The following is a 17,490-nucleotide window of genomic DNA, read 5'->3' as shown; positions in this document are numbered from 1 at the left end:
GATGACTTACGATCCCGCCAGCGCCAATCCGCTTGCCTGCAATCCGCTTGAAACCCGCGCCGACATGAGCCGCGCGCTGCTCGCTCTCTTCGATCCGCTGCTTCCCTGTTTTTCCAAGGGCAATGCCCGCGTCAGGCTCAGTGGCGCCGCCGCCCATTTCGACCGGGCAGCCGCCGATCTCGAGGGCTTTGCCCGGCCGCTCTGGGGCTTGGCGCCTTTTGGCGCCGGCGGCGGCGACTTCGCCCATTGGCATCGTTTTGCCGAAGGTCTGGCAAACGGCACCGACCCTGCCCATCCCGAATATTGGGGAACAGTCAATGGCCGGGATCAGCGGATGGTCGAGCTTGCTGCCCTCGGCTTTGCCCTGGCGCTGGTGCCGGAAGAGATCTGGGAGCCGCTCGATGCGCGCGCCCGCAGCAATGTCGTCGCCTATCTCAAACATGCCAGGCAGTTCGACTATGCTGATAACAACTGGAAATTTTTCCGCATCTTCGTCGATATCGCCCTCGATCGTCTCGGCACCGAATTCGACCGCAGCCTGACGCGACAATATCTGCACGAACTCGAAGGCTTCTATATCGGCGACGGCTGGTATCGCGACGGCAACGTGCGCCGCATCGACCATTACATCCCCTTCGCCATGCAATTTTATGGCCTGATCTATTCGAAGCTCGTCGATGACGATTACGCCAAGCGCTACCGCGAGCGCGCGATCCTTTTCGCCCGGGATTTCCGCCACTGGTTTGCCGCCGACGGGGCGACGATTCCGTTCGGCCGCAGCCTGACTTATCGTTTTGCCTGCGCCGGCTTCTGGTCAGCGCTCGCCTTTGCCGATGTCGAGGCTTTGCCCTGGGGTGAGGTCAAGCATCTCTGCCTGCAGCATCTGCGCTGGTGGAGGGACAAGCCGATTGCCGACCGCGACGGCGTGCTGTCGATCGGTTTCGGCTATCCAAACCTCTTGATGTCGGAGAGCTATAATTCCGCCGGCTCGCCCTATTGGGCCTTGAAGGCTTTTCTGCCGCTTGCGATCTCGGAGGACCACCCGTTCTGGACCGCTGAAGAAAAGCCGCCGCAGCAGACGTCGGCAGTCGTTCCCCAGCGCCATCCCGGCATGGTGATCATGCGGGCGGGCAGCGATGTCGTCGCATTGTCTTCCGGCCAGGAAAACTTGCAGATGCGTTTCGGCACGGAAAAATACGCCAAATTCGCCTATTCCACCCGCTATGGCTTCAGCGTCGAATCCGATGAGCGCGGCTTTGCCCTCGCCGCCTTCGATTCGATGCTGGCTTTCAGCGAAGACGGCCTGCACTACCGCGTGCGAGAGACGAATGAACAGGCAAAACTCGCGGGCGACGTGCTTTATGCGAAATGGTCACCTTCCCCCGATGTCAGCGTCGAGAGCTGGCTCGCGCCCGCGACCCCCTGGCATATCCGCCTCCACCGGATCAGGGCGGCCCGGCCGCTGAGGGTCGCCGAAGGCGGCTTCGCCATCGCCCGCCGGGATTTCGAGCTGGACACGCTGTCGGCTTCGGATGGCGCTGCCTATGCGATCGGCGAAGCCGATTTCACCGGCATTCTCGACTTGGGATCGTCGATCAAACGCGCCGGACTCGCGCAGAAGGCCCAGCCCAATACCAATGTAATCGTCGCCAAGACCATCGTGCCGCAACTGCGCGGTCAGATCCCGGCAGGTGAGACCATCCTGGTGACGGCGGTGCTGGCGCTCGAAGATCCCGCTGCCGTTTCCTCGGCCTGGGCGCGGCCGCCGAAAGCGCCTGATATTACGGCGCTGGAGGCGCTGGTGCGGGAAAAGGGCGTAACCGTCAGCGCCATCGAAGCGCCGGGTCAGATGCCATGAGCCGCCCGGCCATCGTCCTTGCCATGGAACCGTCGCGCACGGAACATGTCCTGCCCGACGAGATCCTGCGCCGGCTCGACACGCTCGGCCGTCTGCTCGATCTCGAGCCGCTGCAGCGGCTGGACGACGCGCGGGCAAGACGCCTGCTTCCAGAAGCGGAGATCCTGATCACCGGCTGGGGAGCGCCCTATATCGGCTCTGAAATTCTCGCCGCTGCGCCGCGGCTTCGTCTCGTCGTCCATGCGGCGGGCACGGTGAAGGGCATCATCGACGAGGCCATCTTCGAAGCCGGTATAGCGGTGAGCCACGCGGCCGAGGCCAATGCGGTGCCCGTTGCCGAATTCACGCTCGCCGCGATCCTCTTTGCCGGCAAACGCGCCTTCCGTTTCCGCGACCTTTACGTCGGCGACCGTAACCGTGATCGGACCTATCCGATGCAGCGGGAGGCAATCGGCAATTATGGCCGCACCCTCGGCATTATAGGCGCCTCGCGGATCGGCCGGCGGGTGATCGAACTCCTGAGACCCTTCGACTACAGGGTGCTGCTGTTCGATCCAATGCTCGGAGCGGCCGAAGCAGCCGGACTGGGAGCGGAAAAGGTCGATCTCGACGAGTTGATGCGGCGCGCGGATATCGTTTCCCTGCACGCGCCATCACTGCCGTCGACGCGGCATATGATCGATGCGCGAAGACTGTCGCTGATGAAGGATGGGGCAACGCTCATCAACACCGCGCGCGGCATTCTCATCGATGAAGCCGCCCTGCTGTCGGAGCTGAAAACCGGCCGCATCGACGCGGTCATCGACGTCACCGATCCGGAAATTCCGGAGGCGGGTTCGATCTTCTACGATCTTCCGAATGTTTTCCTGACACCGCATATTGCCGGCGCCATCGGCCTGGAACGGGCGCGTCTCGGCGCGATGGCGGCGGACGAGGTCGAGCGTTTTACAACAGGCCGGCCGTTGCTCTACCAGATCCGCCGGCACGATCTCGAAAACATCGCCTGACGCGCGCCATCACGCTGGCCATGCGGTCAGCGCGGTGTTCTCAACGAATTAGGCGAACCGTCATTGGCGAGCTCGGGCATCAGTTCGGCGATATCGACCACCTTGCCGGTGCGCGAGCTCGTCAGCGCGGCAATGCCGCAGAGCACGGACATGGCGCCCGCCCGTGTGCCGGCGCGCTGGCTGAGCCGATCTTCCATGTCAGGCTTGAAGATCATGTTGCGCATCCGGTCGTCGCCGCCGTAATGGCCGCCTGTGAAATGCGGCACGACGATGCGCTCCACCGCCTCCTTCCCATTCGGGAAATTGCGAATGAGAAGGATCGTGTCTTCCTTCGGCACTTCCCAAGGCTGAGCCTCATGCTGGCGAAGCTCGATGCGTCCCTTGGTACCGTTGAAGGCGAGGTGATGGCCCTCGATCGGCTGGAAGGTATTCAGCGAATAGGAGACATGGACGTTGTTGCGGTAGCGGATGGACACGACCATCGTGTCGGGGATGTCAATATCCTCGCGGAAGACGCAGCCGTCCCGGAAATAGCCGTCGATCTTCGAAGGATCCTCGTAAAGCTGATCGAGGAACGGATCCTTTTCGAGATCGAGATAGTAGTCGCATTCCTGCGCATGCGGACAGAGCTTGCAGCGTGGCCCGCGAAAAGGACCCTTGCGACCGTAGTTCTGCAGATCGGCGAAAGAGGTGACTGCCTCGGGATCGCTGTCGAGATACCAGTTCAGCAGATCGAAATGATGGGTGGCCTTGTGAACGAACAGGCTGCCGGAATTTTCCGTATAGGCATGCCAGCGGCGGAAGTAGTCGGCGCCGTGCTTGGTGTTGAGATACCAGTGAAAATCGACCGAGGTCACCCGGCCGATCTCGCAGGCATTCAGAAGCTCCTTGATCTTCGCAGCTGTCGGCGCATAGCGATAGTTGAAGGAGACGTCGACCCGCCGGCCGGTGCGCTTCTCGGCGTCGAGAATCCGGCGAATTTTCTCGATCGAGGTGGTCATCGGCTTCTCGGTGATGACGTCGATGCCGGATTCCAGCGCCCGAACGATGATATCGTCATGTGTATGGTCGGGCGTGCAGACGATGGCGAGATCCGGCCTCTGCTCGGCAAGCATGGAATCGATGTTGTCATAAAGCGGCGCATTGCTGCCGATCATGGTGCGGGCGCGCTCGCCGCGAAGCGCGTTCTTTTCGACGATGGCTGTGAGATCGACATGCTCGCGCCAGCCGGCAAGCAGGTCCTTGCCCCACATGGTGGTGCCGCGGTTACCGGTGCCGATCAGGGCAAAACGGCGTTTCTCCATCGAATGACTCCTCTTTCATACGTGATGAAACAATGGGATTTCAGAGCAATTCCAGCAAAAGTGTGCAGCGGTTTTTGCGTCCGGAATTGCGTAAAAACGAAGAGATAGAGCATTTTCGTGTTTCGAAGAAAAACGGAAATGCTCAAGAATCAGATCTGGCAGCAGCTCCGGAAGCGCGCGACGCAAGTGGCGATCACCTCGTCGGCCGGACGCTTCCACCAGTCTTCGGCCGAAAAGATCTCCACTTCCTGCTCGCCGAAGAAACCGGCGGCTTCGATCATCCGTCTTATGCCCTTCAGGTCGATGACGCCATCGCCCATCATGCCGCGATCGAGTAGCATGTCCTTCGTCGGCGCCAGCCAGTCGCAGATGTGATGGGCGAAGATACGGTTCATGCGTCCGGCGCGGGCAATCTGGTTGGCAAGATCGGGATCCCACCAGACATGGTAGACGTCGATCGCAACGCCGACATCCTCGCCGAGCGGCTCGCACATGTCGAGCGCCTGGCCGAGCGTGTTCACGCAGGCCCGGTCGGCGGCATACATCGGGTGCAGCGGCTCGATCGCAAGTTTCACGCCGGCAGCCTGCGCATGCGGCAGCACGGCGGCAATGCCGTCGAATACCATTTGACGAGCCGTGACGATATCTTTCGAAGCACCCGGCAGGCCGCCGACGACGAGCACGAGGCAATCGGCGGAAAAGGCCGCCGCCTCGTCGATGGCCCGTCTGTTGTCATCGAGGTTCTTCTGCCAGTCGGCCTCGGTTGCCGCCGGAAAGAAGCCGCCGCGGCAAAGGCCGGTCAGTTTGATGCCGTTCGACCTGACGATCCGCACTGCTTCGTCGAGACCCGCCTTGGCGACCTGGTCGCGCCAGGGTGCGATCGATGTGATGCCGTGCTTCAGGCAGGTATCGACGGCTTCGGCAAAGCCGCATTGCTCGCGGATCGTCGCCAGATTGATCGAAAGTCCTTCGACCTGCATGTCATTTCTCTCCCATTGCCGCACCGGCTCTCAGTGAACGCCGTGGACGGCAAGCACCTGTTTCATGCGATCAGTCGCGAGTTCCGGATCGGCAAGAACGCGGGCCTTGTCGGCCAGGCGGAAAAGTTCAGCCAGATGCGTCAGCGAACGCGTACTCTGCTGGCCGCCAACCATCGTGAAATGATCCTGCAACCCGTTGAGATAGGCGAGGAAGACGACACCGGTCTTGTAGAAGCGGGTCGGCGCCTTGAAGATGTGGCGCGACAGCGGCACGGTCGGCTCCAGCAGATCGAAGAACTCGTGGTTGCTCTTGCGGCCGAGCGCGTCGAGAGCGGCCGAAGCCGCCGGCGCAATCGCGTCGAAGATGCCGAGCAGCGCATCCGAATGACCCTGTTCGTCGCCAGCGATCAACTCGGCATAGTTGAAGTCGTCGCCGGTATACATGCGCACGTCTTTGGGCAACTGCCGGCGCATCGTCACTTCCTTCTCCTTGGAAAGCAGCGAGATCTTGATGCCGTCCACCTTGGCGGCATGAGCTTCGATCACCTCAAGGCAGGTTGCCATCGCCTTCAGGTGGTCGCCATTGCCCCAGTATCCCTCAAGCGCCGGGTCGAACATTTCTCCCAGCCAGTGGATGATGACGGGTTCCCTGACCTGACGCAGGATGCGGTCATAGACCCTGATATAGTCGTCCGGCCCTCTTGCCGCGACGGCGAGCGCCCGGCTAGCCATCAGGATGATGCGGCCGCCGGCCGCCTCTACCGTTTCGATCTGCTCCTCATAGGCCTTGATGATCGTGTCGATGGTCACGTCGGGACCAGGCGACAGATGATCGGTGCCGGCGCCGCAGGCGATCAATGCGTCCTTACGGCCGGCCGCTTCGGCAAGTGCCCGGCGGATGAGGTCGCGCGCCTCCGGCCAGCCGAGGCCCATGCCGCGTTGCGCCGTATCCATCGCTTCGGCAACGCCGAGGCCGAGATCCCAGAGCCGGTGGCGGAAGGCCAGCGTCCGCTCCCAGTCGATCGCCGGCGTCAGCCAGGGATCGTTGTCGGCAAGCGGATCGGCAACGACATGGGCGGCGGCAAAGGCGATGCGCGGGAAGCTCTTCGCGTCGCGTCTCTTCAGCTCGATCGGTGTGCCGGTCAGCGTATAGGGAACGATCTTGCCGTCGAGGGGGAGATTGATCGTCGTCACGGCTCAAAACTCCAGCGCGGGAACGTCGAGCCAGCGGCGCTCGGCCCAGGATTTCAGGCCGAGCTCGGCAAGCTGCACGCCCTTGGCGCCGGCTTCCAGCCCATAGGGCCACGGCGCATCTTCGACGACATGGCGGATGAACATTTCCCACTGCGCCTTGAAGCCGTTGTCGAAGGCCTGCGTATCGGGAACCTCGTCCCAGGTCTTGTAGAAGTCGATTGTCTGCGGCTGATCGGGGTTCCACACCGGCTTCGGCGTGTTGACGCGATGCTGGCTCCAGCATTTCGTCAGGCCGGCGACGGCAGAACCATGGGTGCCGTCGACCTGGAAGGTGACGAGATCGTCGCGGCGCACGCGCACCGCCCAGGAAGAGTTGATCTGCGCGATCGCTCCGCCCTCCAGTTCGAAAGTCGCATAGGCGGCATCGTCCGTGTCGCAATCATAGGGCCTGCCCTGCTCGTCGATGCGCCGGGGAATATGGGTGGCGCCGAGGCAGGAGACAGCCTTTACTTCGCCGAACAGGTTGTCGAGCACGTAGCGCCAGTGGCAGAGCATATCGAGGATGATGCCGCCGCCGTCGCCCTTGCGGTAGTTCCAGGAGGGGCGCTGGGCGGGTACGCCCCAATCGCCTTCGAAAACCCAGTAGCCGAATTCGCCGCGCACCGAAAGGATCTTGCCGAAAAAGCCGGAATCCTTCAGCAGCGCCAGCTTGCGCAGGCCCGGCAGGAAAAGCTTGTCCTGCACAACGCCATGCTTGAGGCCGGAGCGCCGTGCCTTGCGGGCGAGATCGATCGCCACCTGCAGATCGTCGGAAATCGGCTTTTCGCAATAGACGTGCTTGCCGGCGTCGAGAGCCTTGGACAGAAGCTCGGCGCGCATCAGCGTCGTGCCGGCATCGAAGAAGATCGTGTCGTCGGAATTGGCGAGCGCAGCATCGAGATCGGTCGACCAGCGTTTGATGTTATGCTTCTTCGCCAGCTCTTCCATCTTGGCGCCGTTGCGGCCGACGATGATCGGGTCGATCTCGAGTCTCTCGCCCGATTTCAGCGTGATGCCGCCCTGGTCGCGGAAGGCCAGGATTGAGCGCACCAAGTGCTGGTTGTAACCCATGCGGCCGGTGACGCCGTGCAAGATGATCCCCAAGCGTGCCATGTTTTCCTCCCTGCAATCTTTTGCGGTGGGAGCGGGCGTCCTGGCCCGGCTCTCCCAAGCCGGTAACTAAACGGTTACTTGATGGCAGAAGAGCGGCGAGCCTGTCAATAGTCAAATCCTGCTTTCGGTATCAGCGCCGGATCGAGGCAAGGGTGACATGGACGATATGCCTCTCCCAGGCACTGAGATTGGCTGGCTCGATCAGGTCGCGGCCGAAGATCGTCGAAAGCGTGTACTGGTTGGAAAGGTAGAAATAACCCAGCGAGGCAATCGTCAGATAGACGTGCAGGGGATCGGCGGTCTCGATGAAGACGCCTTGTTTCTTTCCCTTCTCGAGCACTTGGGAAAGCTCGCCGATCAGATGCGAATGCAGCTCCTTGAGCCGGACGGATTGGCGCAGCCACCGGGCGCGGTGCAGGTTTTCGGTGCCGAGCAGGCTCAGGAATTCCGGGTGCTGGAGGAAATAACGCCAAGTGAAGAGCGCGAGTTCGCCGATGCCTTCTTCGGGGCTGCGGTCGCCGATATGCAGCGCGCGCTCGGCCGTGCGGATGCCGACATAGGCCTCTTCGAGCACCTTGAGATAGAGCTGCTCCTTGTCGCCGAAATAATGGTAGAGCATGCGTTTGTTGGTGCCGGCGCGTTCGGCGATGGCGTCGACGCGGGCTCCGCCCATGCCGTTTTCGGCAAATTCCCGGGTTGCCGCTTCAAGGATCGCGGCGCGCGTCCGCTCCGGATCGCGTTGCGCCGTCCGCTCCGTGGACGGTCGCCGCGTCTGCTTCTTGTCCCTGTTTCCCCCGCTGTCGTTCATCGCTCCACCCCTGTCTTCACGTGTTGTGCTCATAAGCCTTCGGTTCGAAATTGTAAAAACCGAATTTGGAAGGGCGGCCCGCTGGAGCGGAATGCTGAAAGCATGATGTCGCCGTGACCTCCAGCGCTTTCGGCATCATGCTCTGACCGACACCGCTTGACAGGCTTGCCGCTTTGCTCGTAGCTTGTAACCAATTAGTTATTTGCGCAAGCAAAACTAAATTGGAAGCGTGTGGAGGCGCTTCCCTTTGGAGGAGGAAAACATGACTCTACGTGTTAGCAGACGTAATTTCGTTGCAGGAAGCGCAGCGCTTCTGTCGCTCTCGGCGCTCGGAACCAGCGCCTTGGCACAGGAAACGCGCTTGCGTCTCCTATGGTGGGGCTCGCAGCCTCGCGCCGACCGCACCAACAAGGTGTCGCAGCTCTATCAATCGAAGAATCCGGGCACCTCGATTACCGGCGAATTCCTTGGCTGGGGCGATTACTGGCCGCGTCTGGCGACCCAGGTTGCCGGCCGCAATGCGCCCGACGTCATTCAGATGGACTATCGCTACATCGTTCAATACGCCCGGCGCGGCGCGCTCGCGCCGCTCGAATCCTACATGCCGGCCAAGCTCAATCTCGACGATTTCGACAAGGCGCAGATCGAAGGCGGCAGCGTCGACGGCCATCTCTATGGAGTCAGCCTGGGCGCCAATTCGGCTGCAACGGTGCTGAACACAACGGCCTTCAAAGAGGCCGGCGTCGATCTGCCGACGCAGGCGACCACCTGGGATGAATTCGCCCGCATGGGTGCGGAAATTACGAAGGCGGGCAAACGCAAGGGCATGTTCGGCCTCGCCGACGGCAGCGGCGGTGAACCGCTGTTCGAAAACTGGCTGCGCCAGCGCGGCAAGGCGCTCTATACCGCCGACGGCAAGATCGCCTTCGACGTGGACGACGCATCGGAATGGTACGACATGTGGGCCAAGTTCCGTGCGGCCGGCGCCTGCGTACCTGCCGATATCCAGGCTCTCGACAAGAACGATATCGAAACCAACACGGTGTCGCTCGGCAAGGCTGCCGCCGGTTTTGCCCATTCCAACCAGTTCGTCGCCTATCAGGCCATGAACAAGGACAAGCTGGCGCTCACCAACTACATGCGCATCAAGCCGGATTCGAAGGGCGGCCATTATCGCAAGCCTTCGATGTTCTTCTCGGTCTCGGCGCAGTCGAAGTCGATCGATCAGGCGGTTGATTACATCAACTTCTTCGTCAAGAACCCCGAGGCTGTGCTGCTACTGGATGTCGAGCGCGGCATTCCGGAATCGGCCGCCATGCGCGAGGTCGTCGCGGCGAAGCTCGATGACAACGGCAAGGTTGCCTTGGCCTATGTCAGCGGCCTTGGCGATCTCGCCGGCAAATTGCCGCCGCCGCCCCCGGCCGGTGCCGGCGAAGGCGAGTTGATGCTGCGCAACATTGCCGAACAGGTCGGTTTCGGACAGCTCTCTCCCTCCGACGGCGGCAAGCAGCTCGTCACTGAAATTACGCAGATTCTCGCACGAGGCTGATCCCGTATGAGCAATGCGATGCGCACGCCCGCAGGGGCCGTAACAGTGGAAAGATATCAGGGGGCCGTGGCCGAAGGACGCTTCAGGCGTCTTTGGAATGCCAATGCTCCCGGCTATCTCTTCCTCCTTCCGTGGCTCATCGGCTTTTTCGGGCTGACGCTCGGGCCGGCCCTGATTTCGCTCTACCTCTCCTTCACCGACTTCGACATGCTGCAGTCGCCGCGGTGGGTGGGAATGGCGAATTACGTGCGCATCGCCACGGCGGATCCGAAATTCTCGGCCGCCATGCACGTCACCCTGACCTATGTCGTCTTTTCGGTGCCGTTCAAGCTCACCTTTGCCTTGCTGGTCGCCATGGCCCTGAACCGCGGCCTGCGCGGTCTGCCTATCTACCGTGCCATCTTCTATCTGCCGTCGCTGCTCGGCGGCAGCGTCGCGATCGCCGTGCTCTGGCGCCAGCTTTTCGCCAGCGACGGCCTCGTCAACGCCGCCCTCGCCCAGATTGGCATCGAAGGGCCGAGCTGGATCTCGCATCCGAACTATTCGATCTATACGCTGGTCGCGCTGTCCGTCTGGCAGTTCGGTTCGCCGATGATCATCTTTCTCGCCGGCCTGCGCCAGATCCCGCAAGACATGTATGAGGCGGCCAGCCTCGACGGCGCCTCGAAATTCCGGCAGTTCTACAAGATCACGCTGCCGCTTCTGACGCCGGTGATCTTCTTCAACGCTGTCGTGCAGACGATCGAAGCCTTCAAGGCCTTCACGCCCGCCTTCATCATATCGGGCGGCACCGGCGGCCCGATCAACTCGACACTGTTCTACACGCTCTACCTCTATCAGGAGGCCTTCGGCAATTTCCGCATGGGCTATGCCTCTGCCCTTGCCTGGATCCTGGTGGTTATCATCGCGATCTTCACCGCATTTTCCTTCCTGAGCTCGCGTTATTGGGTGCACTACGATGACTGAGATGACCGCTTCCGTGACTGCGGCCAGGCCGCCATCCGATATCACCAAACGCAGCCTGCCCGGGTCGCTCATTGTCCACTCCCTGCTGATCGCCGCTTCGCTGCTCATGGTCTATCCGTTGCTGTGGATGGTTTCGGCTTCGGTCAGGCCGGAAACCGAGATATTCTCGTCGACTTCGCTCATTCCGTCGTCGATCGATTTTTCGTCCTATGCGCGCGGGTGGGTCGGCCTCGATGTCAGCTTCGGCCGATTCTTCTGGAATTCGCTCGTCATCTCGCTGCTGGTCGTGGCAGGCAATGTCATCGCCTGCTCGCTGACGGCCTTCGCCTTTGCCAGATTACGTTTTGCCGGCCGGAACTTCTGGTTCGCGATCATGCTCGGCACGCTGATGATCCCCTATCACGTGACGCTGATTCCGCAATATGTGCTGTTCCTCAACCTTGGCTGGGTCAACACCATCCTGCCGCTCGTCGTGCCGAAGTTTCTGGCAAGCGACGCCTTCTTCATCTTCCTGATGGTGCAGTTCTTCCGCGGCATCCCGCGCGAACTCGACGAGGCAGCGATGATGGACGGCTGCAGCGCCTGGCGGATCTATTGGAAGATCATGCTGCCGCTGTCGCTGCCGGTGTTGGCAACGGCCGCCATCTTCTCCTTCATCTGGACCTGGGACGATTTCTTCGGACCTCTGATCTATCTGAACGACATGAACACCTACACGATCCAGCTCGGTCTGCGCACCTTCGTGGATTCCACCAGCGCTTCGGATTGGGGCGGTCTCTTCGCCATGTCGACCCTGACGCTGGTGCCGGTGTTCTTCTTCTTCCTGTTCTTCCAGCGCCTGCTGATCGAAGGCATCGCCACGACCGGCATGAAACGCTGATGGCGGCGATGGAAAAGAGTGACATGAGCATCAAGACCGTCGCGATCGTCGGCTGCGGCATTGGCCGTTCGCATATCGTCGAAGGCTATCTGCCGCATTCCGATAAGTTCAAGGTGGCGGCGATCTGCGATCTGAACGAAGAACGCATGGCCGCCGTCGGCGACGAGTTCGGCATCGAACGCCGCACCACCTCTTTCGAGACGCTGCTGGCCGACGAAACGATCGACATCATCGATATCTGCACCCCTCCCGGCATTCATCTGGAGCAGGTGGTCGCCGCTCTCGGTGCCGGCAAGCATGTTGTCTGCGAAAAGCCGCTGACGGGCTCGCTCGCCAGCGTCGATACCATCATGGAAGCGGAAAAGACCGCCAAAGGCGTGCTGATGCCGATCTTCCAGTACCGCTACGGCGACGGCATCCAGAAGGCCAAACGGATCATCGATGCCGGCATTGCCGGCAAGCCCTATACGGCTTCCGTGGAAACCTTCTGGCTGCGCAAGCCCGAATATTATGCCGTGCCCTGGCGCGGCAAATGGGCGACCGAACTCGGCGGCGTACTCGTCACCCATGCCCTGCACCTGCACGACATGCTAATGCATTTGATGGGTCCGGCGGCAAGGGTCTTCGGCCGCGTCGCCACCCGCGTCAATGATATCGAGGTCGAGGATTGTGCCTCCGCCAGCCTGCTGATGGAAAACGGCGCCTTCGTCTCGCTGTCCTGCACGCTCGGCTCGCAGGAACAGATCAGCCGGCTGAGACTGCATTTCGAGAATGTCACCTTCGAAAGCACGCACGAACCCTATACGCCGGGCAAGGATCCCTGGAAGATCATCGCCGCCAATGACGACGTTCAGGAAAAGATCGATCGCGTGGTCGGCGACTGGCAGCCCGTTGCGCCGCGCTTCACCACCCAGATGGGTCAGTTCCACGCCTTCCTCAGCGGCACTGGACCCCTGCCGGTGACTACGAAGGATGCGCGCCGTGCGCTCGAACTCGTCACCGCCATCTACCAGTCTTCCGACAGCGGCGCCGAAGTGCCGCTGCCGGTCGGTCCCGACAGTCCGAAATACGCCGATTGGCGCGCAAGAACGAAGTAACCTGTAAAAGAGAGGGGTTTTGAGAAGATGGCAACCAGTGTCGTTCTTCAGAAGGTCGAGAAGCGCTACGGCGCAATGGATGTGATCCATGGCATCGACCTGACGATCGATCCCGGCGAATTCGTCGTTTTCGTCGGCCCCTCGGGCTGCGGGAAATCCACCCTTCTGCGGATGATCGCCGGCCTCGAGGAGATCTCGGGCGGCGCGCTGCTGCTCGACAGCGAACGCATGAACGAGGTGGCGCCCGCCAAGCGCGGCATCGCCATGGTCTTCCAGTCCTACGCGCTCTATCCGCATATGTCGGTTTACAAGAACCTCGCCTTCGGTCTGGAGACGGCGGGGTACAAGAAGGCCGAGATCCAGCCGAAAGTAAAGCGCGCCGCCGAGATCCTGCAGATCGAGAAGCTCCTTGAGCGGAAGCCGAAAGCGCTCTCCGGCGGCCAGCGCCAGCGCGTGGCGATCGGCCGCGCCATCGTGCGGGAACCACGCATCTTCCTGTTCGACGAACCGCTGTCCAACCTCGATGCCGAACTGCGCGTGCAGATGCGTGTCGAGATCTCCCGCCTGCATAGGCAGCTCGGCAACACCATGATCTACGTCACCCATGACCAGGTCGAAGCCATGACCATGGCAGACAAGATCGTCGTGTTGAATTCAGGCCGCATCGAGCAGGTCGGCGCGCCGCTTGATCTCTACAACAACCCGGCCAACCGCTTCGTCGCAGGATTCATCGGCAGCCCGAAGATGAATTTCCTCAAGGCCCGCATCGAAAAGGTCGGCGAGGCCGAAACCAGCATTCACGTCTGCGGCAACTCCGTCCGCCTGCCGCGCCGGCTGAAAGGCGAGGCCGGCCAGGAGGTCACATTCGGCATTCGTCCCGAACATCTTTCGCTTGCAGAGGGTGCGATCACGCTCTCGACCGTCAATGTCGATCTCGTCGAAAATCTTGGCGGCGCCACCATGCTCTACACCACGACGCCGGATGGGCAGCTCTTGACGATCGCCCTTGACGGCCAGCAGAAGGTCGAGCGGGGCGCCAATGTGAAGACCTTCTTCGATCCCGCCCGCTGCCACGTATTCGACGCCGCCGGTAAAACGATCTGACTCTCGGGAGCGCTCCCGCGAGTCCGGAAGGATGCGTGGCGCTGCCGCCGCTGCTTGACAGCCGATCCTGCTCTGTCCCATCATTTCGGAAGGGGCCGCAAGGAGGGGTGAGCATGACGCCTGAGGATAGGATTCATGCGCTTGGCATCTGGCAGGGCTCGATCGAAATATCGCCGATAGCAGGCGGCATCACCAACAGGAACTATCTGGTCAGCGATGCCGTCGCGCGTTGCGTGGTGAGATTGGGCACCGACATTCCGATCCATCACATCAGCCGCCAGAACGAGCTTGCCGCCAGCCGCGCCGCACATGCCGCCGGCCTGTCGCCTGCCGTCATTCACCATTCGCCTGGCGTGCTGGTGCTCGAATATATCGAGGCGAGGGCGCTCTTGCCGGAGGATATCAGGGCGCCTGGCATGCTTGCCCGGGTGGTCCCGCTGGTGCGTGCCTGTCACCACGATATCGCCCGGCATTTCCGCGGCCCGGCGATGATCTTCTGGGTCTTCCACGTCATCCGCGATTATGCCGCCAACCTGAAAGCGGCAGGCAGCGCCTACCTTCCCTTGCTTGCGAAACTCCTCGCCAAGGCCGAGACGCTGGAAGCAGCGGCAGGACCTTTCGACATCGCCTTCGGCCACAATGACCTGCTGGCAGCCAATTTTCTCGATGACGGCAAGCGGCTTTGGCTGATCGACTGGGATTATGCGGGCTTCAACACGCCGCTTTTCGATCTTGGTGGATTGGCCTCCAACAACGAACTGCCGGGATCGGCCGAGCGGCTGATGCTGGAAATCTATTTCGACCGGCCGCCAGCCGATGAGCTGATCAGACGATACGCCGCGATGAAATGCGCCTCGCTGCTGCGCGAGACGTTCTGGAGCATGATTTCGGAAATCCATTCCACGATCGATTTCGACTATGCCGCCTATACGGCCGAGAATCTCGCTCGTTTCGAGCGCGCCTACCAAGCCTTTGAACGGGATCAATAAATGACGAGACAATTACCGAAGACGGCAAAGGCCGTGGTCATCGGCGGCGGCATCATCGGCTGCTCGACAGCTTATCATCTCGGCAAGCTCGGCTGGACCGATACCGTCCTGCTCGAACGCAAGAAGCTCACCTCCGGCACCACCTTTCATGCTGCCGGTCTCGTCGGCCAGCTGCGCACGAGCGCCAACATCACCCAGTTGCTCGGTTACTCCGTCGATCTCTACAAGCGGCTGGAGGCGGAAACCGGCCTCGGCACCGGCTGGAAGATGAATGGCGGCCTGCGGCTTGCCTGCAATGAGGAGCGCTGGACGGAGGTTAGGCGCCAGGCGACCACGGCGCAGTCCTTCGGCCTCGACATGCAGTTGCTGACGCCGCAAGAAGCCTTCGATCTCTGGCCGCTGATGACGATTGACGATCTCGTCGGCGCCGCCTTTCTCCCAACCGACGGTCAGGCCAACCCCTCCGACATCACCCAGGCGTTGGCAAAAGGCGCCCGTATATCAGGCGTCTCGATTTTCGAGGATACCGAGGTTCTCGATCTCGACATCGACAAGGGAAAGATCCGTGCCGTCATCACCGCTGAGGGGCGCATCGAATGCGAGCGGGTCGTCGTCTGTGCCGGTCAATGGACACGCGCCTTCGCCGCCCGCTTCGGCGTCAACGTGCCGCTGGTCTCCGTCGAGCACCAATATATCATCACCGAATCCTTCGGTGTGCCTTCTAACCTGCCGACGCTGCGTGATCCCGATCGCCTGACCTATTACAAGGAGGAGGTCGGTGGTATCGTTATGGGCGGCTATGAGCCGAACCCGATTGCCTGGGCGAAAGATGGGATCCCCGAGGGTTTCCACTACACGCTGCTGGACAGCAATTTTGAGCATTTCGAGCAGATCATGGAGCAGGCGCTCGGCCGTGTTCCGGCGCTGGAGAAAGTCGGCGTCAAGCAGCTCTTGAACGGCCCGGAAAGCTTCACGCCGGATGGCAACTTCATTCTGGGCGAGGCGCCGGAGCTGAAGAATTTCTTCGTCGGCGCCGGCTTCAACGCCTTCGGCATCGCGTCTGCCGGCGGCGCCGGCATGGCGCTGGCCGAATGGGTGACGAAGGGCGAACCGCCCTATGATCTCTGGCCGGTCGACATCCGCCGTTTTGGACGCCCGCATTTCGATACCGACTGGGTGCGCACCCGCACGCTCGAAGCCTATGGCAAACACTACACCATGGCCTGGCCGTTCGAGGAGCATTCGAGCGGCCGCCCCTGTCGCAAATCGCCGCTCTATGACCGGCTGAAGGCACAGGGCGCCTGTTTCGGCGAGAAGCTCGGCTGGGAGCGGCCGAACTGGTTTGCCGATCTCTTCGCCAATGAAGAGCCAAGGGATATGTACAGCTATGGCCGTCAGAACTGGTTCGAGGCCGTCGGCCGCGAGCATAAGGCGGTGCGCGAAGCGGCGGTCATCTTCGACCAGACCTCCTTTGCCAAATTCGTGCTGAAGGGCAGGGATGCCGAGGCAGCACTCTCCTGGATCGCTTCCAACGATGTCGCAAAACCTGTGGGATCGCTCGTCTACACCCAGATGCTGAACGACAGGGGTGGCATCGAATGCGATCTGACCGTCGCCCGTATCGCCGAGAACGAATATTACATCGTCACCGGCACGGGTTTTGCCACCCACGACTTCGATTGGATCGCACGCAATATTCCGGACGAGATACATGCCGAACTTGTCGACGTCACGTCAGCCTATTCCGTTCTGTCGCTGATGGGGCCGAATGCGCGAGCGGTGCTCGAAAACGTGACCGGCGGCGATGTCTCCAATGCGGCCTTCCCCTTCGGCCAGGTGAGGACCATCGGCATATCGGGCTGTCCGGTGCGCGCGCTGCGCATTACCTATGTCGGCGAACTCGGCTACGAGCTGCATGTCCCAGTCGAATATGCCACCACGGTCTATGACGTGCTGATGGCATCAGGCGGCGAATTCGGCCTTGTCAATGCCGGCTATCGCGCCATCGAGAGCTGCCGGCTGGAAAAGGGGTATCGCGCCTGGGGATCCGATATCGGGCCCGATCACACGCCTGTCGAAGCCGGCCTCGGCTGGGCGGTGAAGATCCGCAAGAACATCCCCTTCCGCGGTCGCGGGGCGATCGAGCGGCAGCTGAAGGACGGCGTGAAAAAGCGCCTTGGCTGCTTCGTTCCCGACGATCCCAATACAGTGCTGCTCGGCCGCGAAACCATTTATCGCGACGGCAAGCGTGTCGGCTGGCTCTCGAGCGGCGGCTTCGGTTATACGCTTGGGAAGGCGATCGGTTACGGCTACGTTCGCAACCTGGAAGGCGTGACGGAGGATTTCGTTCTCTCCGGCACTTATGAGCTCGACGTCGCGAGGCAACGCATTCCCTGCAAGGTGTCGCTGGCGCCGCTTTACGATCCCGATATGGCGCGGGTGAAGGGCTGAGCTGACTCAAGGAGAGGGTGTATCGTGTGGCACCCCCTCTGGCCTGCCGGCCATCTCCCCCACAAGGGTGGAAATCGGCAAGAGGCTTGACCATCGCTCCCTCTCAAACGGGCACCGACAACCACAATGCTTGAGTTGTTTGGGCCTGAGG

At 61.4% G+C, this 17,490-nt stretch carries 14 protein-coding genes; 9 read left to right on the top strand and 5 right to left on the bottom strand.

The features are described 5' to 3' along the window. Position 1 precedes the first annotated feature (1 nt). The gene (locus tag PH551_RS05200; RefSeq protein ID WP_285192109.1) at positions 2-1,858 is read left to right on the top strand and encodes a DUF2264 domain-containing protein; all 1,857 of its coding nucleotides are present in this window, start codon (positions 2-4) and stop codon (positions 1,856-1,858) included. Continuing rightward, positions 1,855-2,865 (top strand): hydroxyacid dehydrogenase, encoded by a 1,011-nt coding sequence (locus tag PH551_RS05195; RefSeq protein WP_285192108.1) that lies wholly within the window; start codon positions 1,855-1,857, stop codon positions 2,863-2,865. The genes PH551_RS05200 and PH551_RS05195 overlap by 4 nt, the downstream gene beginning before the upstream one ends. Before the next feature lie 26 nt (positions 2,866-2,891). Here PH551_RS05195 and PH551_RS05190 read toward each other — a convergent pair whose 3' ends face one another. From PH551_RS05190 to PH551_RS05170, 5 genes are all read right to left on the bottom strand, one after another. After that, on the bottom strand, positions 2,892-4,169 hold the full coding sequence (locus tag PH551_RS05190) for a Gfo/Idh/MocA family protein (RefSeq protein WP_285192107.1): 1,278 nt from the start codon (positions 4,167-4,169) through the stop codon (positions 2,892-2,894). Between the two features lie 149 nt (positions 4,170-4,318). Continuing rightward, positions 4,319-5,149 (bottom strand): sugar phosphate isomerase/epimerase family protein, encoded by an 831-nt coding sequence (locus PH551_RS05185; protein WP_285192106.1) that lies wholly within the window; start codon positions 5,147-5,149, stop codon positions 4,319-4,321. 30 nt (positions 5,150-5,179) lie between these two features. Beyond that, the gene (locus PH551_RS05180; RefSeq protein WP_285192105.1) at positions 5,180-6,343 is read right to left on the bottom strand and encodes a dihydrodipicolinate synthase family protein; all 1,164 of its coding nucleotides are present in this window, start codon (positions 6,341-6,343) and stop codon (positions 5,180-5,182) included. A gap of 3 nt (positions 6,344-6,346) precedes the next feature. Next, positions 6,347-7,495, bottom strand: a complete 1,149-nt coding sequence (locus tag PH551_RS05175; RefSeq protein WP_221113858.1) for a Gfo/Idh/MocA family protein — start codon at positions 7,493-7,495, stop codon at positions 6,347-6,349. A 130-nt stretch (positions 7,496-7,625) separates the two neighbouring features. Next, positions 7,626-8,303, bottom strand: a complete 678-nt coding sequence (locus tag PH551_RS05170; RefSeq protein ID WP_097600476.1) for a TetR/AcrR family transcriptional regulator — start codon at positions 8,301-8,303, stop codon at positions 7,626-7,628. A 262-nt stretch (positions 8,304-8,565) separates the two neighbouring features. Between PH551_RS05170 and PH551_RS05165 the strand changes: the two genes are divergently transcribed. The 7 genes from PH551_RS05165 (at position 8,566) to PH551_RS05135 (ending at position 17,339) form a co-directional block, all read left to right on the top strand. Next, entirely contained in the window at positions 8,566-9,852 is a 1,287-nt protein-coding gene (locus tag PH551_RS05165; RefSeq protein ID WP_085776485.1) for an ABC transporter substrate-binding protein, read from the top strand. Between the two features lie 6 nt (positions 9,853-9,858). Next, a complete protein-coding gene (locus PH551_RS05160; RefSeq protein WP_285192104.1) occupies positions 9,859-10,818 on the top strand; it encodes a carbohydrate ABC transporter permease in 960 nt (319 codons plus the stop codon). Continuing rightward, positions 10,811-11,698 (top strand): carbohydrate ABC transporter permease, encoded by an 888-nt coding sequence (locus PH551_RS05155; RefSeq protein WP_285192103.1) that lies wholly within the window; start codon positions 10,811-10,813, stop codon positions 11,696-11,698. Before PH551_RS05160 ends, PH551_RS05155 begins: the two co-directional genes overlap by 8 nt. Further along, positions 11,698-12,795 (top strand): Gfo/Idh/MocA family protein, encoded by a 1,098-nt coding sequence (locus PH551_RS05150; RefSeq protein WP_285192102.1) that lies wholly within the window; start codon positions 11,698-11,700, stop codon positions 12,793-12,795. Before PH551_RS05155 ends, PH551_RS05150 begins: the two co-directional genes overlap by 1 nt. Before the next feature lie 27 nt (positions 12,796-12,822). After that, entirely contained in the window at positions 12,823-13,899 is a 1,077-nt protein-coding gene (locus PH551_RS05145) for an ABC transporter ATP-binding protein (RefSeq protein WP_085776487.1), read from the top strand. Positions 13,900-14,012: 113 nt separating this feature from the next. Next, complete coding sequence (locus tag PH551_RS05140) at positions 14,013-14,888, top strand: phosphotransferase (RefSeq protein WP_285192101.1); 876 nt, start codon at positions 14,013-14,015, stop codon at positions 14,886-14,888. Beyond that, entirely contained in the window at positions 14,889-17,339 is a 2,451-nt protein-coding gene (locus PH551_RS05135; RefSeq protein ID WP_285192100.1) for a GcvT family protein, read from the top strand. Positions 17,340-17,490 lie beyond the last annotated feature (151 nt).

The sequence above is a fragment of the Rhizobium atlanticum genome, from assembly GCF_030182485.1.
GTDB lineage: Bacteria > Pseudomonadota > Alphaproteobacteria > Rhizobiales > Rhizobiaceae > Rhizobium.
This window is presented reverse-complemented; position numbering and strand designations above follow the sequence as displayed.